The organism is Ramlibacter pinisoli (assembly GCF_009758015.1).
GTDB lineage: Bacteria > Pseudomonadota > Gammaproteobacteria > Burkholderiales > Burkholderiaceae_C > Ramlibacter > Ramlibacter pinisoli.
In genome coordinates this window covers 1,051,072-1,069,488 of sequence record NZ_WSEL01000003.1, presented here as the reverse complement: position 1 = coordinate 1,069,488, position 18,417 = coordinate 1,051,072, and the positions used below count along the sequence as shown (strand labels likewise).

Annotated in this window: 22 protein-coding genes; 14 read left to right on the top strand and 8 right to left on the bottom strand. The window is 72.2% G+C overall.

Annotated elements, in window-relative coordinates:
- Positions 1–68 precede the first annotated feature (68 nt).
- The 4 genes from GON04_RS06315 to GON04_RS06300 all read left to right on the top strand — a co-directional run bounded on the left by GON04_RS06315 (position 69) and on the right by GON04_RS06300 (position 4,782).
- Positions 69–1,088 carry a Bug family tripartite tricarboxylate transporter substrate binding protein gene (locus GON04_RS06315; RefSeq protein WP_157397091.1) on the top strand — a complete coding sequence of 340 codons (1,020 nt, stop codon included), beginning with the start codon at positions 69–71 and terminating at the stop codon, positions 1,086–1,088.
- Positions 1,085–2,626 carry an acetolactate synthase large subunit gene (locus tag GON04_RS06310; RefSeq protein WP_157397090.1) on the top strand — a complete coding sequence of 514 codons (1,542 nt, stop codon included), beginning with the start codon at positions 1,085–1,087 and terminating at the stop codon, positions 2,624–2,626. The genes GON04_RS06315 and GON04_RS06310 overlap by 4 nt, the downstream gene beginning before the upstream one ends.
- Positions 2,627–2,689: 63 nt before the next feature.
- On the top strand, positions 2,690–3,643 hold the full coding sequence (locus tag GON04_RS06305; RefSeq protein WP_157397089.1) for a LysR family transcriptional regulator: 954 nt from the start codon (positions 2,690–2,692) through the stop codon (positions 3,641–3,643).
- A 116-nt stretch (positions 3,644–3,759) separates the two neighbouring features.
- The gene (locus GON04_RS06300) at positions 3,760–4,782 is read left to right on the top strand and encodes an isopenicillin N synthase family dioxygenase (protein WP_157397088.1); all 1,023 of its coding nucleotides are present in this window, start codon (positions 3,760–3,762) and stop codon (positions 4,780–4,782) included.
- Here the strand turns inward: GON04_RS06300 and GON04_RS06295 are convergent.
- Entirely contained in the window at positions 4,779–6,044 is a 1,266-nt protein-coding gene (locus tag GON04_RS06295) for a c-type cytochrome (protein ID WP_157397087.1), read from the bottom strand. The two genes, GON04_RS06300 and GON04_RS06295, sit on opposite strands and share 4 nt — an antisense overlap.
- Positions 6,041–6,757: a c-type cytochrome gene (locus GON04_RS06290; RefSeq protein WP_338050901.1), complete on the bottom strand. Its 717-nt coding sequence runs from the start codon at positions 6,755–6,757 to the stop codon at positions 6,041–6,043. Before GON04_RS06290 ends, GON04_RS06295 begins: the two co-directional genes overlap by 4 nt.
- Before the next feature lie 101 nt (positions 6,758–6,858).
- Between GON04_RS06290 and GON04_RS06285 the strand changes: the two genes are divergently transcribed.
- Entirely contained in the window at positions 6,859–7,053 is a 195-nt protein-coding gene (locus GON04_RS06285; protein ID WP_157397086.1) for a hypothetical protein, read from the top strand.
- On the opposite strand, the gene GON04_RS06280 is transcribed toward GON04_RS06285, so the two are convergent.
- The gene (locus GON04_RS06280) at positions 7,032–7,361 is read right to left on the bottom strand and encodes a 2Fe-2S iron-sulfur cluster-binding protein (RefSeq protein WP_157397085.1); all 330 of its coding nucleotides are present in this window, start codon (positions 7,359–7,361) and stop codon (positions 7,032–7,034) included. The genes GON04_RS06285 and GON04_RS06280 overlap by 22 nt on opposite strands.
- Positions 7,362–7,399: 38 nt before the next feature.
- On the opposite strand from GON04_RS06280, the gene GON04_RS06275 reads away from it, so the two are divergent.
- Together GON04_RS06275 and GON04_RS06270 are read left to right on the top strand one after the other, a co-directional pair.
- Positions 7,400–8,314 (top strand): DUF808 domain-containing protein, encoded by a 915-nt coding sequence (locus tag GON04_RS06275; protein ID WP_157397084.1) that lies wholly within the window; start codon positions 7,400–7,402, stop codon positions 8,312–8,314.
- 75 nt (positions 8,315–8,389) lie between these two features.
- Complete coding sequence (locus GON04_RS06270; protein WP_181653915.1) at positions 8,390–8,671, top strand: hypothetical protein; 282 nt, start codon at positions 8,390–8,392, stop codon at positions 8,669–8,671.
- 477 nt (positions 8,672–9,148) lie between these two features.
- Here the strand turns inward: GON04_RS06270 and GON04_RS06265 are convergent, their stop codons facing one another.
- Complete coding sequence (locus GON04_RS06265) at positions 9,149–9,532, bottom strand: hypothetical protein (RefSeq protein ID WP_157397083.1); 384 nt, start codon at positions 9,530–9,532, stop codon at positions 9,149–9,151.
- Between the two features lie 206 nt (positions 9,533–9,738).
- Between GON04_RS06265 and GON04_RS26550 the strand changes: the two genes are divergently transcribed.
- Both GON04_RS26550 and GON04_RS06260 read left to right on the top strand, forming a co-directional pair.
- A complete protein-coding gene (locus GON04_RS26550) occupies positions 9,739–10,836 on the top strand; it encodes a hypothetical protein (protein ID WP_198349228.1) in 1,098 nt (365 codons plus the stop codon).
- Positions 10,760–11,257 carry a L,D-transpeptidase gene (locus GON04_RS06260; protein ID WP_198349225.1) on the top strand — a complete coding sequence of 166 codons (498 nt, stop codon included), beginning with the start codon at positions 10,760–10,762 and terminating at the stop codon, positions 11,255–11,257. Before GON04_RS26550 ends, GON04_RS06260 begins: the two co-directional genes overlap by 77 nt.
- A gap of 106 nt (positions 11,258–11,363) precedes the next feature.
- On the opposite strand, the gene GON04_RS06255 is transcribed toward GON04_RS06260, so the two are convergent.
- Together GON04_RS06255 and GON04_RS06250 are read right to left on the bottom strand one after the other, a co-directional pair.
- Positions 11,364–11,807: a DUF4864 domain-containing protein gene (locus GON04_RS06255; protein ID WP_157397081.1), complete on the bottom strand. Its 444-nt coding sequence runs from the start codon at positions 11,805–11,807 to the stop codon at positions 11,364–11,366.
- Positions 11,808–12,136: 329 nt separating this feature from the next.
- Positions 12,137–13,150, bottom strand: coding sequence for a PA2778 family cysteine peptidase (locus GON04_RS06250; RefSeq protein WP_157397080.1), 1,014 nt, complete (start codon positions 13,148–13,150; stop codon positions 12,137–12,139).
- Positions 13,151–13,322: 172 nt separating this feature from the next.
- Between GON04_RS06250 and GON04_RS06245 the strand changes: the two genes are divergently transcribed.
- Positions 13,323–13,499 (top strand): hypothetical protein, encoded by a 177-nt coding sequence (locus GON04_RS06245; protein WP_157397079.1) that lies wholly within the window; start codon positions 13,323–13,325, stop codon positions 13,497–13,499.
- A gap of 38 nt (positions 13,500–13,537) precedes the next feature.
- Here GON04_RS06245 and GON04_RS06240 read toward each other — a convergent pair whose 3' ends face one another.
- Positions 13,538–13,900, bottom strand: coding sequence for an HPF/RaiA family ribosome-associated protein (locus tag GON04_RS06240; protein WP_157397078.1), 363 nt, complete (start codon positions 13,898–13,900; stop codon positions 13,538–13,540).
- Positions 13,901–14,009: 109 nt separating this feature from the next.
- Between GON04_RS06240 and GON04_RS06235 the strand changes: the two genes are divergently transcribed.
- The 4 genes from GON04_RS06235 (at position 14,010) to GON04_RS06220 (ending at position 18,060) form a co-directional block, all read left to right on the top strand.
- Positions 14,010–14,681 (top strand): alpha/beta hydrolase, encoded by a 672-nt coding sequence (locus GON04_RS06235; RefSeq protein WP_157397077.1) that lies wholly within the window; start codon positions 14,010–14,012, stop codon positions 14,679–14,681.
- 175 nt (positions 14,682–14,856) lie between these two features.
- On the top strand, positions 14,857–16,410 hold the full coding sequence (gshA, locus tag GON04_RS06230) for a glutamate--cysteine ligase (RefSeq protein WP_157397076.1): 1,554 nt from the start codon (positions 14,857–14,859) through the stop codon (positions 16,408–16,410).
- Positions 16,411–16,525: 115 nt separating this feature from the next.
- The gene (locus tag GON04_RS06225) at positions 16,526–17,026 is read left to right on the top strand and encodes an RcnB family protein (protein ID WP_157397075.1); all 501 of its coding nucleotides are present in this window, start codon (positions 16,526–16,528) and stop codon (positions 17,024–17,026) included.
- Positions 17,027–17,154: 128 nt separating this feature from the next.
- On the top strand, positions 17,155–18,060 hold the full coding sequence (locus GON04_RS06220) for an SDR family NAD(P)-dependent oxidoreductase (RefSeq protein WP_157397074.1): 906 nt from the start codon (positions 17,155–17,157) through the stop codon (positions 18,058–18,060).
- A 20-nt stretch (positions 18,061–18,080) separates the two neighbouring features.
- Here GON04_RS06220 and GON04_RS06215 read toward each other — a convergent pair whose 3' ends face one another.
- Positions 18,081–18,404 carry a hypothetical protein gene (locus GON04_RS06215; RefSeq protein ID WP_181653913.1) on the bottom strand — a complete coding sequence of 108 codons (324 nt, stop codon included), beginning with the start codon at positions 18,402–18,404 and terminating at the stop codon, positions 18,081–18,083.
- Positions 18,405–18,417: the final 13 nt, after the last annotated feature.

The window sequence follows — 18,417 nt, the reverse complement described above, 5'->3', positions numbered from 1 at the left end:
GGATCGATTCGATGCTTGTCGTGCTGACCGGCGCCTCCTCTAATCATCAATCCCCCTCCTCGACAGCCATGGACACATTCAAGCCGGAACCGACGGGCAACGCCTTCCACGCCCGCGCCGCACTCTCCCGTCGCGCCATCCTGCTCGGCGCCGCCGCCGTCGCCTGCGGCCCGTCGTTCGCCCAGCCGGGCTGGCCGAACAAACCCCTGAAGATCGTCGTGGCCTACCCGCCCGGGGGCAGCGCCGACACGACCGCGCGGCAGATTTCCGAACGCCTCGCGCGGCGGCTGGGCCAGCCGGTGGTCGTCGAGAACCGGCCAGGCGCCGGCGGCCGCCTGGGCGCCCAGTCGGTGGCCCGCTCCGACCCCGACGGCTACACCCTGCTCGTGGGCGCCCCGTCCGAGATGGCGCTCGCGCAGGCGACCGTGCGCGACGTGCCGTACGACACGCTGAAGGACTTCGCTCCGATCACGACGGTCGTGTCCTCCACGCTCATGCTCGTCACCAACACCCAGGTGCCTGCCAACACGCTGGCCGAGTTCATCGCGTACGCGAAGGCCAACCCGGGCAAGATCAACTACGCGTCCTTCGGCAACAACACCACCAACCACCTGTACGGCGAACAGCTCAACTACGTCGCCGGCATCAACTCCACGCACATCCCCTACAAGGGCGGTCCGGCCGCCTGGGCCGACCTCTTCGCCGGCAACGTGCAGTACATGTTCGAGAACGCCTTCGTCGCCATGCCGCAGGTCAAGGCCGGCAAGATGAAGGCGCTCGCCGTCGTCAACAGCCAGCGCCTGGCGTTCGCTCCCAGCATCCCGACGCTGGCAGAAGCCGGCATCCGCAACATGGGCGTGCCGGGCTGGATCGGCCTGTTCGCGCCGGCCCGCACCCCCGCCGCCACCGTCAGCCGCCTGCACGACGAAGTGGTCGCCATCCTGGCCGAGCCCGACATGGCCAGGCAGCTGGAGGAGCGGGGCATGCCGCCGTTCCCGAACACGCCCGAGCAGTTCACCAGGCTGCTGGAAAACGAGATCAACACCTGGAAATCCGTCGTCGCGCGGGCGGGCATCAAGCTCGAATGAACGGCGCACAGGCGCTGCTGCGCACGCTGGTGGCGGCAGGCGTCGACACCTGCTTCGCCAACCCCGGCACGAGCGAGATGCATTTCGTGGCCGGGCTCGACGAGGTGCCCGGCCTGCGGGCGATCCCGGCGCTGGCCGAGGGCGTCGCCACCGGGGCGGCCGACGGCTACGCGCGCATCGCCGGCAAGCCCGCCGCCACGCTGCTGCACTGCGGCCCCGGGCTGGCGAACGGGCTGGCCAACCTGCACAACGCGCGCCGCGCCGGCGTGCCGGTGCTCAACCTCATCGGGGACCAGGCGCACCACCACCGTCCGCTGGATCCGCCCCTGGCCGCCGACACCGAAGCCCTCGCGAAGACAGTGTCGGCGTGGACCCGCACGTCGCTCGACGCGTGCGCCGTCGCGCCCGACGCCGCCAGCGCCGTCGCCGCGGCACGCGCCGGCGGCGGGCGCATCGCCAGCCTGGTCCTTCCGTCCGACGTCTGCTGGGACGAAGGCGCGCAGGTCGCCGCGCCGCAGCCCGTCCCGCCCCGCGCCGGGGTGCCCGACGACCGGCTCGCGCATGCCGCCGCCTGCGCGCTCGAAGGCGAGGGCACGCTGCTCCTGCTGGGGCAGGATGCCTTGCACGGCCCCGGGCTTGCGCTCGCCGCGCGCATCGCCGAGAGGACCGGCGCCCGGCTGCTCGCCGGAGCGACCGTCGCGCGCATGGCGCGCGGCGACGGCACCCCCCGGATCGGGCGCATGCCCTACGCGCCCGAGCCGGCGACCCGGCTGCTGGCCGGCGTGCGCCGCCTGCTGCTGGTCGGCGCGCGCCGGCCCGTGTTCGCGTTCGCCGGGCCCGACGGCCACCAGCGGCCCGAACCGCCCGGCCTGCACGTGGCCCTGGTCGCGGCGCCCGAGGAGGACGTGGTGTGCGCACTCGGCCGCCTGGCCGAGCGCCTGGGATGCGCCGCCACGGTCGATGCCCCGCGGCGCGAGCGGCCGTCACCCGCAGCGGGCGACGTGAGCCCGCAGGCGTTCGCCCGGTCGCTGGGCGCACTGCTGCCGCCCGGCGCGATCGTCGTCGATGAAGGCGTGAGCTTCGGGCGTGCGGTGTTCGACGGCACGCTCGATGCCGCCGCGCACGACTGGTTGCAGCTGACCGGCGGCGCGATCGGCATGGGGCTGCCGGTGGCCACGGGCGCCGCGGTCGCGGGCGCGGGCCGGCGCGTCGTCGTCCTGCAGGCCGACGGGTCCGCGCTGTACAACGTGCAGGCGCTGTGGACGCAGGCGCGCGAGCGGCTGGACGTCACCACCGTCATCTTCTCCAACCGGCGCTACGCCATCCTCCACGACGAGATGCGGCGGGTGCGGGCCACGGCCGGTCCCGCGGCGTCGGCGCTCTTCAGCCTGGGGCAGCCGGACATCCGCTGGGACCAGCTCGCCAACGGCTTCGGCGTCGCCTCCGGCGTGGCGGCGACGATGGACCAGTTCAACGCGCTGTTCGAACGCTCGATGGCCACGGCCGGCCCCTTCCTCATCGAGCTGGCCGTTCCCTAGGGACGCCCGCGGCGCGACCGTAAACTGCCAGCGAGCCGGCCAGGACCGGCCCGGAGTTCCAGCATGGCCGCGCGCGACAGTTTCTTCCCGCTCAAGCACCCGCTGTCCCTGCGCTACTTCCATGAAGTCGCGCGGGCCGGCTCGTTCCGCAAGGCATCCGAGCAGGTCCACATCGCCGCGTCGGCCCTCAACCGGCACGTGAAGTACCTGGAGGAGGAGATGGGCACCTTGCTGTTCGAGCGCGGCAAGGGGCGTGCCGGCCTCAAGCTCACGGCGGCGGGCGAGGTCCTGCTGTACCGCCTCAAGCGGGCGATCGCCGAACTGGGCACCGCCCGCACCGAAGTGAACTCCCTGCTCGGCCTGGACCAGGGGACCGTCAAGATGGGCGTGAACGAAGGCATCTGGCGCGAACTCCTGCCCAGCGTGCTGACGGCCTTCCGCAAGGCGCACCCGGGCATCGTCCACCACGCGGTGGTCGGCGGCTCGCCGCGCCTGGTCGAGCTGCTGCTCGCCGACGAGATCGACCTCGCCCTGGCGTTCAACCCGCGCCCGCACCCGGACCTGACCTTCGCGGTGCGCCACCACGTGCAGGCCTGCGTGATGGTCCGGCGCACCCATCCCCTGGCCAGGCTGCGCACGGTGCGCCTGAGCGACTGCGCCGGCCACGACCTGGTGATGCCGGACGAGAGCCTCGCGTTGCGCGCCACCCTGGACGGCATGTTCGCGCAGGCCGACGTGTCGCCGCGCACGGTGCTGTCCACCAACTCCTACGAGGTGATGCGCAGCGCGGCGGAAGCCGGTGTCGGCATCGCCATCCTCACGCAGCAGCTGTTCCATCCGCAGGGCGCGCGGTCGCCGGTGGTGTTCGTCCCGCTGCGCGATGCCGGCATTCCCGCGCAGGTGATCGCCTGCTGCGTGCGCAAGGGCCGGCCGCTGTCCGCGGCCGCGCGGGCGATGGTGGGCGCCATCGAGCAGGGGCTCGCGCAAGCCGCTCGGCCGGCCGCCCCCCGGGGCTGAATTCGCGTTCTCGGCATGAGAACGCACTGGCGAAAATTCGGCGCTTGCCGCGGACACGGGCGGCTCCTACATTGGCGGCCGACCCATCCCCAACGCCAGCCCTGAAAGGTGTTTGCATGAGAACCGCAGAGCAACAGAACGCGCTGAACACGGCGCGCATCAGCAGCACCGAGCGGCTGCCGCAGATCGACCTGCATCCCTGGCTGTTCGGCGACCGCGCCGCGCGGCTGCAGGTGGCCCGCCGGATCGCCGACGCCTGCGCGCGCTACGGCTTCTTCTACCTGTACCGCCACAACGTGCCGGACGCCTTGCGCCAGGGCGGCTTCGAGGCGGCCGAGCGCTTCTTCGCGATGCCGGTGGACAAGCGCATGGCCTGCCGGCCCACCGCGGCGCGCCAGATCCGCGGCTACCAGCCGCTGGGCGACACCAAGCGCCCCGGCATCCCGGCGGACCTGAAGGAATCGTTCGACATGGGCTTCCCGCTGGCCGCGGACGACCCCGACGTGCTGGCCGGCCTGCCGTTCCATTCGACCAACAGCTGGCCCGCGGACCTGCCCGGCTTCCGGCGCGCGATCGAGGCGCTGTACTTCAGCAAGCTCGAGTGCGGCCGGCACGTGCTGCGCGCGATGGCGCTGGCGCTCGGTGCCGACGAGAACTTCTTCGTGGGCCAGTGCGAGAAGCCCTACACCAACATGCGCCTGGTGCACTACCCGCCGCAGGATCCGCAGCCCGACGCCGGCATCGGCGCGAGCGCGCATTCCGACCGCGGGATCATCACGCTGCTGCTGAACGACTCGAACGGCGGCCTGCACGTGGAGACGGCGAACGGGGACTGGATCGACGCGCCGCCGGATCCGCAAGCCATCATCGTCAACGTCGGCGACCTGATGACACGCTGGAGCAACGGGCGCTTCCGCTCGGCGATCCACCGCGTCGTCAACGAGACCGGCCACGAGCGCTATTCGATCCCGCAGTTCCACCACCCCTCGTACCGTGCGGTGGTGGACCCGGCGCAGTTGCCGGGCGCCGGCACCATCCGGTACGAGCCCGTCGTCGCGGGGGAGTTCGTCGCGCACGGGCTGCAGCGGGACCGCAAGTCCTGGAGCGAGGCGGCGGCGGAAACCGCCCCGGCCGCCTAGCGGAAGCTGCCGCTGCGGTGCTGGCCGACCTCGAACTCGCTGACCGGCGCGGCGCGGTTGCCCCAGGAGGTGCGGATGTGCGTCAGCACCGCGGCGATGTCGGCGTCCGACAGCAGCGTGACGAAGGGCGGCATGCCGAACGGCCGCGGGTTGCCCTCGGTCGAGGGCGCGAACCCGCCGCCCAGCACCACCTGCACCAGGTTGGCCGTCACCGCCATCGTCACCGCGCGGTTGCCGGCCAGCGGCGGGTAGGCGCCGGTGCGTCCCTCGCCGCGTTCGCCGTGGCATTGCGCGCAGTGCTCGCCATAGAGCCGGGTGCCGAGCTCGGCCACCCGCGCGCTGACGGGGGGCGCATCCTCCCCCGGCGGTTCGTCGGTCTGCGGCAGCGTCTTCAGGTACGTGCCCATGGCCAGCGCGTCCTCGGCCGACAGGTGCTGCGTGCTCCCCAGCACGACCTCCGCCATCGGGCCCACCACGGTCGCGTCGTTGGCGACGCCGGTGCGCAGCAGGCGCGCCACGTCCTGCACCGACCATTGCGCCACGCCCGCCTCGTGCGGCGAGGTGAGCGAGGGCGCGTACCAGTCCTGCATCGGGATCACGCCGCCGGACAGGCCGAACACGTCGCTGTTGGCGCCGAGCGCGTTGCGGGTGTTGTGGCAGGCCGAGCAGTGCCCGAGGCCGCGCACCAGGTAGGCGCCGCGGTTCCAGGTCGCCGCCTGCGCCGGCTGGTCCTGCCAGGTGCCGGGGCGGAAGTACAGCGTGCGCCACACGGCGAGCGCGGCCTGGGTGCTGTACGGCCAGCGCAGCTGGTGCGGCGTGTTGGGCCGCGCCACCGGCGGCACGGTGCGCAGGTAGGCGAACATCGCGTCGGCGTCGGCGCGGGTGACCGCGGTGTAGTTGGTGTACGGGAACACCGGGTAGAGCAGGCGGCCGTCACGCGAGCGGCCGTGGTGCAGGGCGCGCCAGAACTCGTCGGCGCTCCAGCGCCCCAGGCCGTGGGCGGGGTCGGCGGTGAGGTTGGTCGCATAGACGGTGCCGAACGGCGTCTCGACCGGCCGGCCGCCGGCCCAGGGCGCGCCGCCGCGATCGGTGTGGCAGGCCATGCAGTTGCCCACCTTGACGAGGTAAGCGCCGCGTTCGGCCGATGGCGGCGCCGTGCCCGCACTGGCGCGGCCCTCGTCCTCGCCGCCGTAGTTCGACCAGCCGACCCAGCCGGCGAACGCCAGCAGCAGCACCGCGACCAGCAGCAGGATGCGCTTCATGGCTGCTGCCTCCCGGCCGGCAGGGCGGCGCTGCCGCATGCGATGGCGGGCGGCTGGGGCAGGCGGTCCACGGCCTTCGGCTGCGCAGGCGCCGGCTGCGATGCCAGCCAGGTGACGGCCGCATTCAGGTCCTCGGGCGAGAGCGCGCGCGCGACCTGCGCCATGCAGTCCGGCGCGTGGGCGCGCCGCTGGCCGGTGCGCCAGGCGCCCAGTTGCGCCTGCAGGTAGTCGGCCGGCAGGCCGAGCAGGCCGGGCGTGTTCGGCTGCACGCCGGTGAGCGCCGCACCGTGGCAGGCCGCGCAGGCCGGCACCTGGCTGGCAGGGACGCCCTCCAGCGCGATGCGGCGCCCGCGTTCGAGCAGTTCGGCGGGCACGCGCGGGGCCGTGGGCGGCGGATACGGCACCTCGAGCGAGGCGAAGTGGCGCGCGATCTGCTGCAGGTAGGCGTCGGACAGCGGGTCGAGCAGCCGCGTCATCGCGCCGTAGTGGCGGCGGCCATCGCGGAAGTTGAGCAGCTGGTTGAAGAGATAGCCCTCGGGCTTGCCCGCGATGCGCGGGTAGTAGCCGTCGGGTCCGGCGCGCCCCTGCAGGCCGTGGCAGACGGTACAGGCCAGCGTGCGCTGGGCCATGGTGTCCTCGAACGGCGCGGCGCTGGCGGCGTGGGCCGCGAACAGCAGCGCGGCAGTGGCAAGGAGGAGGCGGATCGGGTTCACGGGATGCCGATCATGCCCCACGGATTCCCCGGCGGCGCGACGGCGTCCTACAGGTTCACCGCGTGCGCCTGCCTAGAGTGGGACACGACCGCGAGTCCGCCATGAACCGCCCCGACCCCAAGACCCCCGCCTCGGCGCCCGACGTCATGCCGCCGCACGAGCTGCCACCGCCGGGCAGCGAGGACGTGCCCGAGGGCAGCAACACGACCATCCACCGGCCCGACCCGGACGCCGAACGGCATCCCGCCCGCGAGCAGCACAAGCCGCGCGGGCCCTACGTCACCGGCAACGATTGAGCCAAGGGGTCGTCGAGCACCAGGTCGCTGCGCGGATGCGCCACGCACGGCAGGATCCAGCCTTCGCGCCGTTCCTCGGCCAGCACCCCGGGCCAGGCGATGGCGTAGTGGACCCGTCCCGACCGCAACCGCTGGATGCAGGTGCGGCAGGTGCCGTTGCGGCACGAACTGGGCAGCGGCCAGCCGGCGGCTTCGGCCGACTGCAGCAGCGGGCGGTCGGCCCGCGCCTCGAACGCGGGCCCGTCCGGCCCCAGTCGCACCTGCCACGCGCGGGTGCTGCTCTCGTCGTCCTCGTCGTCGCCGGCCATCACCGATCATAGGCATCCCCACCACCGACCCGCACCCCATGGCCTCCAGCTTCTTCGCTCTCCTGGACGACATCGCGACCGTGCTGGACGACGTGTCGCTGCTCACCAAGGTGGCCGCCAAGAAGACCGCGGGGGTCCTGGGCGACGACCTTGCGCTCAACGCGCAGCAGGTCAGCGGCGTCCACGCCGACCGGGAGCTGCCGGTCGTGTGGGCGGTCGCCAAGGGCTCGCTGCGCAACAAGCTGGTGCTGGTGCCGGCCGCCCTTGCCATCAGCGTGGTCGCGCCCTGGGCCGTGCTGCCGCTGCTGATGCTGGGCGGCGCGTACCTCTGTTTCGAGGGCGCCGAGAAGCTCGCGCACCGGTTCCTACACCACGGCGAGGACGCGCAGCGCAAGGCGGCGCTGGAGCAGGGGCTGGCCGATCCCGCCGTCGACGTCCTCGCGCTGGAGAAGGACAAGGTGCGCGGCGCCGTGCGCACCGACTTCATCCTGTCGGCCGAGATCATCGTCATCGCGCTCGGCACGGTGGCGCAGGAGCCGCTGACGACGCAGCTGGCCGTCCTGGCCGGCATCGGCCTGCTCATGACCATCGGCGTCTACGGCCTGGTGGCCGGCATCGTGAAACTCGACGACCTCGGGCTCTGGCTCACGCGCCGGCCCGCGGCGGCGGCGCGGGCCGCCGGCGCCGGTCTGCTGCGGCTGGCGCCCTGGTTGATGAAGGGGCTGTCGCTGGCCGGCACGGCGGCGATGTTCCTGGTCGGCGGCAGCATCCTCGCGCACGGTGTGCCGGGCCTGGAGCACGCGCTGGAGGCCTGGACCGACGGCGCCGGGCCGATGCGGGCCGCCGTGCTGCCGCTGCTCGCGCACGCGGTCGTCGGGCTGCTGGCCGGGGCGCTGGTGCTGGCCGGGGTGGAGGGCGCGCGCCGCCTGCGCGGCCGGCGCGTGCCGGCCTGATCGCGGCGCGTCCTACAGGGCGGCGTGGTGCCTGCTGGCGCCGGCCTGGCGGCGGCGGCGCTAAGGTCCGGCCCCATGGAGTTGTCGTCCGTCCTCGACCTGCTGCAGTGGCCCGCGATGGCGGCCAGCGTGCTGGCCGCCTGGCTGGTCGCATCCAACCACCAGCCACGGCGCAACGCCGGCTTCTGGGTCTTCCTCGCCAGCAACGTGCTGTGGACTGCGTGGGGCTGGCATGACGGCGCGTGGGCCCTCATCGCGCTGCAGGTGGCGCTCGCGGCGTTGAACATCCGCGGCGTGGCCAAGACCGAGCAGCCGCTGTCGCCGGATGGCGACACGCGACCCGTAGCTCGGCCGTAGGCCGTTTCCTACCTTCCGACGGGACCGTGGCGCATAGCGCCGCGTGGCTCGACTGCGCATCATGGGTACAGCAAAAAATGCAGTCGCGCGAGGAGGACACGATGCCGTTGTTGCACACCCTGTGGTCGCCGGACGAACGCACGCCGCGCCACGTAGCCCCGATCCACGATGACGACGAGTCCTGGCTCGGATGGGAATGCGCCTTGCCTGCGCTGCAGGTCGAGGCCTGGGAACCGACCACTACCAGCGCTCGCGACCAAGGGTCAGCCCCGATTGCCTGAGCGGCAAATCGTGACAGTGGCGGTCCTACAGACCGTGCCGTCATCACCTCACTCCATCGCCGCTGCGACGGAACCTAATCTCTGGTCCAGCCGACGCACCGCGCCGGCATCGCATCCATCAAGGAGTTTGAACCATGAGAGCAACCAAGACCACCCTCACCACGCTAGCGGCGGCAGCGGCGCTGGCATTCGGCGGCTATGCGGTCGCCCAGTCGTCCGGTGCTTCCGGCGGCGGCGCCGCTGGCGGCGCCAGCGGTAGCAGCTCCGGCGGCGCCGGCGGCACCCAGGGCACCGGCACGGGTGCGGGCACGGGTGCCAGCACCGGGTCGAGCACCGCTCCGGCAGGCGGCTCGTCTCCGAGCACCATGGGCGCGTCGGGCACCGGCTCGAGCTCGAGCGGCACCGCGGCTGACACGTCCAACACGGGCTCCAGCGCCACCACCCCGAGCGCCTCGGGTTCGTCGGGCTCGTCGTCTTCGATGGGCGCCAGCCCCTCGACCTCGTCGTCCGGCGCCACCAGCCCCAGCACGTCGTCGGGCTCCAGCAGCTCGATGGGTTCGTCCTCGGGTAGCAGCGACACGTCGGGTACCACCGGCGGCCGCGCCGCCCGCACCGACCGCAACTAAGCACCGGTTCCATCCGGCACGAAGGGCGGTCCCACGCGGGGCCGCCCTTTTTCATGTCAGCCCCACCAGGATCGCCGCCATGCCGCACGCACCGCTTCCTTCCCACGCCTGCACGCCGGCGCGTGGAGGCTGGCGGCTGTGGCAGGCCGCGATCCTGGTGGTGGCGCTGATCGGCGGGCTGGCCGCCGGCGAATTCGCCAAGACGCGGCGCGAGGCCGCCGCGACGGCGAACCTGGTGCGCCCGCAATCGGCGCCCGTCGCGACGATGCCGCAGCCGGCGCCGCACCCCGCACCGCACGTCACGCGCCTGGCATCGTTCAACGGCCAGTCGCCCACGCCCGACGTGCGCCACCTGGCCAACTGGATCGTCGATGCTGGCGACCACGAGGGCAAGTCGTTCGTGGTCGTCGACAAGAAGGACGCCCGCGTCTGGCTGTTCGACCCGGACGGCGCGCTGGTGGCGCAGACGCCCGCGCTGCTCGGCGCCGCGGCCGGCGACGACGCGGTGCCCGGCATCGGCGAGAAGCCGCTGGCGCAGGTGCTGCCGCAGGAAAAGACGACGCCGGCCGGCCGCTACGTCGCGGAGCCCGGCGTCAATGCGAGCGGCGAGGACATCATCTGGGTGTCGTACGACCTGGCGGTGTCCATGCACCGCGTGCGCCCGACGGTCAAGGCCGAGCGCCGCCTGCAGCGGCTGGCCTCGGCGACGCCGCGCGACAACCGCATCTCGTTCGGCTGCATCAACCTGCCGCCGGCGTTCTACGAACAGGTGCTGCGACCCGCGGTCCTGCGCACCGGCGCCATCGTCTACGTGCTGCCCGAGACCCGCAGCGCGCATCGGCAATTCGGCTCCTACGACGTGCCTGATCCCGACGAGGCTCTGGCGCTGGCGCCCCCGCCCCGCGTGAAAAAAACACGATCATCCGCATCAACCCATCCTTGGTCGGTGACGACGCCGGCAGCCCGACCGGCCGTCGCTAGCATTCGCGCCCAACCGAGGTCGCCGGCATCGCTGCGCGGCCGCGAGGATGGGGACGCGAATGGAATGGAAAAACAAGACCGTCGCACTGGCCTTCGCATGGGCGATCGCCGGTGCGGCCCTGGCGGGACCGCAGGCGCAGCTGGATGCCCGCTTCGAGCGCGAGCGCCCGTCGGCGGAAGCGCGCGACATGGTGCAGTGGGTGCTGCAGTCCCGGGACGCGGAGGACAAGCCGTTCCTGGTGGTCGACAAGAAGGCGGCGCATCTCTACGTTTTTGAGCCGTCGGGGCGCCTGCGCGCCGCCACCCCGGTCCTGCTGGGGGCGGCGGTCGGCGACTACAGCGCGCCGGGTGTCGGCGACCGGGCCCAGAACGGCGTGCTGCCGTTCGCCGAGCGCACCACGCCCGCCGGCCGTTTCCTCACCCAACCCGGGCGCAACCGCAACGGCGAGCCGGTGGTGTGGTTCGACTACGAGGCCGCGCTGGCCATCCACCGCCTGCGCCCGGGCCGCTCGCACGACGTGCGGGCGGCGCGCCTGGACGCCGGCCGGCCGGACGCGCGCCGGGTCTCGCTCGGCTGCGTGGTGGTGCCGGTCCCGTTCTACCTCGACGTGATCGAGCCCCTGCTGGGCCAGCGCGAGGGCGTTGTCTACGTGCTGCCGGAAACCCAGCAGGCGCGCGACCTGTTCACCCAGCTCTGACGTGACGGCCGAGGCAGGCCGCGCCGGCGCAAAGAAAAAGCCGGGCGGGCCCCGGCTTTCCGGATGGTCGGGAGCGGCGCGCCGGACCGGTGAAGGATGCGTCCTCTCAGATCGATTGCCAGGGGTTCTCGGCCACCAGGCAGCCGCTGATGCGCCAGCTGCGATCCGGCTGCAGTTCGAGCGCGAACAGCGCCAGCCAGGACTTGTCCTCGTCGTCCTTGATCTCGACCATCTGCAGAACGCTGCCGTCCTCTTCCTCGGGCTTGTGGAAGCTCACCGAGGCCGGGCGGTAGACCATGGGGTAGGCACCCCGCACCATCGCAAGGAAGCGTCCGGAGCTGCCGATGGCCTGCTGCACGGACGGCGTGGCGGTCTGGAAGGCGCCATCGGCGTCGTCTTCCTGCAGCGCCGCGATCTGCGCCACGATCACCTCGCGCACCTTGGCCGCTTCCACCTCGGTCAACGGGTTCGCGACGGCACGCACATGGAAGCAGAGCGCTGCAGCCGCCGTCGCGAGCAGCAGCAGGATGCGGTGGGACTGCGTGGCCATGGAAGACTCCGCGAGGTGGTGGATGGGTCCAGCGTAGGCATCCGGCCGGTTGCAAGCTGTAGGCCGACCCCGCGGTACTCCGTCGGACGCCCATTGGGGCAGTCGGGCCGCGCACCACGACGGCGCATCATCCGGCGGGCCGCCCAGGCAGTGGCCCGCCGGGGCCGCTGGACAATGGTTGGTCGTTTCGCGGCAAGCGCGGAGGCCCGATCCCTGTCTCGTAGCGCGGCACCCCGGCGGGCACCGCTGCAGTGTGGGCGGGGCAACGCGGCATTGCCGCAAGCCATCGGCGCGACGGGCTGTAGGCCGGGCGCGCTGCGACCCGACGGTCAACGCCGGGGTGGCTGGGTGGCGCCGGCCTGGCGCAGCTTCTGCAGGATCTGCTCGCGCGTGGCGCGAATCTCGCTTGCGAAGGGGTTGCGGCTGTCGGCGGCCAGCGGCTCGATCAGCGCCAGCGCCTCCTGGTTGCGGCCCTGGTCGGACAGCACCTGGGCCAGGTTGTTGCCGACGATCGCCGAGGCGGGGTGCCGCCGGCGCGCCTCGCCCAGCACCATCGCCGCCTTGGCAAGATCGCCGCGCGCGTGGTACTGGTTGGCCAGGCCGACGGCCGCGGCCTGGTTGTCCGGCCAGCGTTGCAGGGCGGCGGCGAAGCCGGCCATCGCGGCGCGCCCATCGGCGACCCGCGCCATCGCGAGCACCGCGGTCATCCAGGCGTCCTCGGTGGCGGTGGCCGGGATGCGATCCGGCGGCGCGACCACCATGGCCCAGTAGCCGCTGTGCATCCAGCTGCGCTCGAAGGCGCTGAACGCCATTTCCTGGCGGCGCCGGGTGCCCGAGCGCAGGACCACGCTGCCGCTCGGATAGTCGAAGCCGTTCACCACGGCGTAGTGCCAGGTGACGGTGAGCAGGCCCACGTCCTGCAGCACCAGCACCGGGTTGCCCGCGGCCACCTCGCGCAGGAGGTCGGCGTAGCGTGGCGCGAGCAGGTATGACACCCGCCCGTAGCGGCGCGCGGCGGCCAGCATCTCCAGCTGCAGGCTGCCGCGCCGCTCGGGCAGCCAGACCTGGTCGACCAGGGCATCGGGCGTGACGTCGATGCCGCTGGCCGCCAGGACGGTGGCCAGCGCGGCGGGGCCGCATTGGTACTCATCCTGGGGGAAGAAGGGAACGGCCTCGAGCTCGACCGATTGCTGCACGCCCGACGGCCAGCCGGTGCGCAGCTGCAGCGACTGCGGCACCATCTGCGCGCAGCCGGACAGCAGCACGGCCGCGCAGCCCGCGAGCCAGCGCCGGCGCGAGCCCGCGCCGCCACTGGCGGTGGGAGAAGCCGGTGCGGTCGTCATCGGGACGCAAGCATGCCGCAAGGACGCGCGAAGTAGAAGAGGCGAAAGCCGACAAATGGAAGCGCGCTGCGCTCCAGCCCGGCGGTGGCAGCCGACGCCACGTCCCGCGGCGTTCCTACGCAGGGCAACTCGACATGGCGCCTATCGTGGGTTCACCGTTCCGGAATCCCCCATGCTGCTGCGCCCACTCCTTTGCCTGCTCGCCATGCTCACGCTGTCCGCGTGCATGACCCGCGAGGCCCGGCGGGAACTGCCCTGGGACCACGGCGGCTATGCCGATCCGGAGGGCGCGGCCTTCATGGGGTACCACGGGGCGCCGAACCGGCGCACGGACGAACCCGGCAGTTGAGCGGCCACCGCCGCGCAACCCACACAGGCCGCGGTCCCTCACTCGACGGCGCTCGGGTCCTTGCGGATGGTGTCGCGGTCGCGGTGCTGGTGACGGTCGAGCTTGCCGAGCGTGTGGTCCAGCAGGTGGATGAGCCGCTGCGTCGCGCCGCGGAACGCCTCGTCCTGCGACGGCGCGTGGTGGGTGGCGGCGACCGGGTCGCGGCCGGCGATGCGGGCCTCGAGCATGCAGCGCTTGTCGACCGCGCCATTCCTGCTGTTGCTGGTCTCGCGCATCTGGACCTCGACGCGCGTGATGTCCTGGGAGAAGCGCGCCAGCGCCTCGTTGAGATAGTCGGTGGCCCAGCGCTCCAGGGTGTCCTTGTTCTCGACGCCGTTGCTCGTGTTCACCTGCACCTGCATGCTCTTCCTTCGCCAAACGCGTTGCGTGGCGACCAAGTGTGGCGACAAGGCCAGCGGATGGGGTGTAGGACAATGGCGGGCCCTGCGTCAGCCCCCCTTGTCCCAAGCCATGTCCCTGCTGGAAACCATCGAGACCGAAACCGGCCCCAACCCGGTCGCCACCATCATCGTGCTGCACGGGCTGGGCGCCGACGGCAACGATTTCGTGCCCTTTGCCAGCGAGCTGCAGCTGGGACCGGTCGGCCCGGTGCGGTTCGTGTTCCCGCATGCGCCGGTGATGCCGGTCACGATCAACAACGGCTACCGCATGCGGGCCTGGTACGACATCCTCGGCACCGACCTGGTCCGCCGCGAGGACGAGGCCGGCCTGCGCGCCTCGCTCACCGCGGTCGAGGCGCTGCTGGCCCGCGAGGAGGCGCGCGGCATCCGCTCCGACCGCATCGTGCTGGCCGGCTTCTCCCAGGGCTGCGCCATGGCGCTGCTCACCGGCCTGCGCCACCGCGAGCGGCTGGCCGGCATCGTGGGCATGTCGGGCTACCTGCCGCTGGCCGCCACCACCGCGGCCGAGCGCAGCGAGGCGAACGCGCGCACGCCGGTGTTCCTGGCGCACGGCAGCCACGACAACGTGGTCCCGGTGGCACGCGGCCAGGCCTCGTGCGAGCTGCTGCGCGAACTCGGCCACCCGGTTGACTGGCACGAGTACCCGATGGCGCACTCGGTCTGCCTGGAGGAGGTCCAGGACCTCAACGCCTGGCTGCTGAAGGTGCTGGCCCCGGCCTGAATGCCCGAGCGGGCCACGGCGCGTGCTGGTGCAGGCGCCATACCCGGCGCGCGCAGCAGGATTTGCCCAAAGGTGTTAACTTCTGCGCCCCGCCACACACCGGCCGAGACAACCCGATCATGAGACGCACGGCCGCCCGAGCGCGAGTCGCACAGCCGCAGGTGGAACTGCCCCGATGAGCCGCCTGCAATCCTCGCTGGACGCCCTGTCCGCCGACCGCCTGCGCGGCATCCGCCGCGGCATCGAGAAGGAGAGCCTGCGCGCCACGGCCAGCGGCGCGCTGGCCCTCACGCCGCATCCGGCCGGCCTGGGGTCGGCGCTGACGCATCCTTGCATCACCACCGACTACAGCGAGGCGCAGCTCGAACTGATCACCGGCGTGCACGCGACGCCCGAGACCTGCCTGGAGGAGCTGCTGCGCATCCACCAGGCGACGGTGCGCGCGCTGGGCGACGAGATGATGTGGGTGTCGAGCATGCCGTGCAACCTGCCGGCCGACGAGACCATCCCGATCGGCAGCTACGGCCCCTCCAACGTCGGGCGCGCCAAGAGCGTCTACCGCATGGGCCTGGCGCACCGCTACGGCCGGCGCATGCAGACCATCTCGGGCATCCACTACAACTGGTCGCTGCCGGGCGTGTCCAGCGACGGCTATTTCGCGCTGATCCGCAACTTCCGCCGCCACGCCTTCCTGCTGCTGTACCTGTTCGGCGCCTCGCCGGCGGTGTGCTCGTCGTTCGTGGCCGGCCGCCAGCACGACCTGCAACTGCTGGCCGAGGGCACGATGTCGCTGCCGCATGCCACCTCGCTGCGCATGGGGCGGCTGGGCTACCAGAGCGATGCGCAGGCCAGCCTGGCGGTCAGCTACAACGGCCTGGACGGTTATGCCGCCTCGCTGCAGGAGGCGCTGACGCGGCCGTACCCGGCCTACGAGGCGATCGGCATCGTCAACCCGGGCGGCGAGTACAACCAGCTGGCCACCAGCCTGCTGCAGATCGAGAACGAGTTCTACGGCACGATCCGGCCCAAGCGGGTGATCTTCCCGGGCGAGCGGCCGCTGCACGCGCTGCGCGAGCGCGGCGTCGAGTACGTCGAGGTGCGCCTGCTCGACCTCGACCCCTTCGTGCCCATCGGCATCAAGCCGCAGACGTTGCGCTTCCTCGACGTCTTCCTGCTGCAGTGCCTGCTGGCCGACAGCCCGCCCGACACCCCGGCCGAGATCGCGCAGATCGGCCGCAACCAGCACCGCACCGCGGCCCGTGGCCGCGAGCCCGGCCTGCAGCTGGAGCGCGGCAACGGCGAGGTGGCGCTGGCCGACTGGGCCGGCGAGCTGCTGGACGGCTGCGAGCGGACGGCCGCCGCGCTGGACGCGGTGCACGGCACCAGCGACTACGCCGATGCGGTGCGGTCGGCACGGGCCATGCTGCACGATCCCGCCATGCTGCCGTCGGCCCGGGTCCTGGACGTCATGGCGAGCGCACACGGCAATTCCTACACCGCGTTCACGCGGGCCCAGTCGCAGCAGACGCGGGCCAAGCTGCTGGCGCTGCCGTTCAGCGCGGCGCAGCAGGCCCGGTACGACCAGCTGGCCCAGCAGTCGCTGCAGGAGCAGCGCGACATCGAGGCGCGCGACACCATGCCCTTCGAGGTCTACCGGCAGCAGTACATCTCGCCCGAGCGCCTCGGGTTGGGCAAGTTCGCCGTTGCGCCGGACTTGGCAGCCGTCTGACGGCCGCGCAACACTGCTCATCCTTTGTTACACCTCTTCGTGCGTGGAGCGCACGATGCGTCAACGTCGAGCTTAGAGTGGCCGTTGTGAAAACATCCCATTTCGGAGCCGATCCATGCAGACCCGTTCGATGACCCTGGCCGGCCGCGCCCTCGCGGCGGCGTTGGCCTTCACCCTGGCCAGCGGCCCGGTCCTGGCCGACAAGGGCGGCAAGCACGACAAGCACGAGCACAAGCACAAGCACGACCACGACGACGATCACCACGGCCACGACCACGACCGCCGTGACCCGCGCGTGGGCGGCTACTTCGTCGACCACGACCGCGTGGTGGTCCGCACCTACTACGAAACGGAATACCGCGGTGGCAGGCACTGCCCGCCCGGCCTGGCAAAGAAGCACAACGGCTGCATGCCACCCGGCCAGGCCAAGAAGGTCTACATGGTCGGCCAGCCGCTGCCCACGAGCGTGGTCTATTACCCGGTGCCGCAGCCGGTGCTGGTGCAACTGCCGCCGCCGCCCCCGCAGCACAAGTACGTGCGCATCGCCGGCGACATCCTGCTGATCGCGGTCGGCTCGTCCATGGTGGTCGACGCGCTGGGCGACATCACGCGCTGAGCGTTCCCGCTGCGCGACGACAAGCCGGGCGCCGCCCGGCTTTTTTCATGGCGCCGTCGCCTGGGTGGCAGCCGGCCCCGGCCTGCTGGGCTAAAGTGGCCGCCGCACTCAACAAGGAGATCGTCGGGATGGCAGTGGATTTCAGCGGCCGGGTGGCCATCGTCACGGGCGCCGGCGGCGGCCTGGGCCGCGAGCATGCACTGGCACTGGCCGCGCGCGGCGCCCGCGTGCTGGTCAACGACCTGGGCGGCGCGGTCGACGGCTCCGGCGGCTCCACCGGCGCGGCGCAGAAGGTGGTCGACGAGATCCGTGCTGCCGGCGGCGAGGCGCTGGCCAACGCCGCCTCGGTGACCGACTTCGCCGCCGTGCAGGCGATGGTGCAGCAGGCCGTCGACGCCTGGGGCCGGGTGGACGTGCTGGTCAACAACGCCGGCATCCTGCGCGACAAGAGCTTCGCCAAGATGGACCTGGCGGACTTCCGGCTCGTGCTCGACGTCCACCTGATGGGCGCGGTGCATTGCAGCAAGGCCGTGTGGCCGCTGATGCAGGAGAGCCGGTATGGCCGCATCGTCATGACCACCTCGTCCAGCGGCCTGTACGGCAACTTCGGCCAGAGCAACTATGGCGCCGCCAAGCTGGCGCTGGTGGGCCTGATGCAGACGCTGGCGCTGGAAGGCGAGAAGTACGGCATCCGTGTCAACTGCCTGGCGCCCACCGCCACCACGCGCATGACCGAGGAGCTGTTCCCGGCCGACATGCGCGAGGCGTTCGCGCCGCGCAACGTGGTGCCGGCCATGCTGGTGCTGGCGTCCGAGGACGCGCCGACGCGCACGGTGCTGTGCGCCGGTGCCGGCGGCGTGGAGGCCGCCCATGTCACCCTGACCCAGGGCGCCTTCATCGGCACCGGCCCCGGTGCCGACGACCGCCTGGTGGCCTTGCTCGACCAGGTGCGCGACCGCAGCGGCGAGGCGGTGCCCGGCAGCGGCGCGGCGCAGGGCGCCAATGAACTGCGCCTGGCGCGCGCCAACGGCTAGCCGTTGCGCGAGGCGGGGCTCTACAGGGGCCCCGGCAGCGCCTTCAGGCCGATCCAGGCGGCGGCGATCACCGCATTGACGGGCACGCTGAGCGCGCCCGGAACGTAGAACAGCATCGAGAGCGTGGGCGCGTCGAGCAGGCCCTCGAGCACGCCGCCCAGGCCGTAGAAGGCCAGGCCCCAGCCCAGCCAGCGCCACATGTAGGTGGGCAGCCAGCGCGCCTGTTCCCGGTTGTAGCGCCACGCCGCCGCGCGCTCGAAGACGGTCCCGCAGGTCACGTCCCGGAACAACCAGCCGAAGAAGAAGTACTGGTACACAAGGGTGCGGAATTCGGTCTGCTGCACGCGTGCCCCCCGA

Bases quoted from the DNA above. Each gene is read 5' to 3' on its own strand.
- GON04_RS06310 (WP_157397090.1), top strand. From the start codon at position 1,085: ATGAACGGCGCACAGGCGCTGCTGCGCACGCTGGTGGCGGCAGGCGTC.
- GON04_RS06240 (WP_157397078.1), bottom strand. From the start codon at position 13,900: ATGCAGGTGCAGGTGAACACGAGCAACGGCGTCGAGAACAAGGACACC.
- GON04_RS06220 (WP_157397074.1), top strand. From the start codon at position 17,155: ATGGCAGTGGATTTCAGCGGCCGGGTGGCCATCGTCACGGGCGCCGGC.
- GON04_RS06255 (WP_157397081.1), bottom strand. From the start codon at position 11,807: ATGGCCACGCAGTCCCACCGCATCCTGCTGCTGCTCGCGACGGCGGCT.
- GON04_RS06235 (WP_157397077.1), top strand. From the start codon at position 14,010: ATGTCCCTGCTGGAAACCATCGAGACCGAAACCGGCCCCAACCCGGTC.
- GON04_RS06305 (WP_157397089.1), top strand. From the start codon at position 2,690: ATGGCCGCGCGCGACAGTTTCTTCCCGCTCAAGCACCCGCTGTCCCTG.
- GON04_RS06315 (WP_157397091.1), top strand. From the start codon at position 69: ATGGACACATTCAAGCCGGAACCGACGGGCAACGCCTTCCACGCCCGC.
- GON04_RS06275 (WP_157397084.1), top strand. From the start codon at position 7,400: ATGGCCTCCAGCTTCTTCGCTCTCCTGGACGACATCGCGACCGTGCTG.
- GON04_RS06225 (WP_157397075.1), top strand. From the start codon at position 16,526: ATGCAGACCCGTTCGATGACCCTGGCCGGCCGCGCCCTCGCGGCGGCG.
- GON04_RS06285 (WP_157397086.1), top strand. From the start codon at position 6,859: ATGAACCGCCCCGACCCCAAGACCCCCGCCTCGGCGCCCGACGTCATG.
- GON04_RS06280 (WP_157397085.1), bottom strand. From the start codon at position 7,361: ATGGCCGGCGACGACGAGGACGACGAGAGCAGCACCCGCGCGTGGCAG.
- GON04_RS06295 (WP_157397087.1), bottom strand. From the start codon at position 6,044: ATGAAGCGCATCCTGCTGCTGGTCGCGGTGCTGCTGCTGGCGTTCGCC.
- GON04_RS06250 (WP_157397080.1), bottom strand. From the start codon at position 13,150: ATGACGACCGCACCGGCTTCTCCCACCGCCAGTGGCGGCGCGGGCTCG.
- GON04_RS06245 (WP_157397079.1), top strand. From the start codon at position 13,323: ATGCTGCTGCGCCCACTCCTTTGCCTGCTCGCCATGCTCACGCTGTCC.
- GON04_RS06270 (WP_181653915.1), top strand. From the start codon at position 8,390: ATGGAGTTGTCGTCCGTCCTCGACCTGCTGCAGTGGCCCGCGATGGCG.
- GON04_RS06300 (WP_157397088.1), top strand. From the start codon at position 3,760: ATGAGAACCGCAGAGCAACAGAACGCGCTGAACACGGCGCGCATCAGC.
- gshA (WP_157397076.1), top strand. From the start codon at position 14,857: ATGAGCCGCCTGCAATCCTCGCTGGACGCCCTGTCCGCCGACCGCCTG.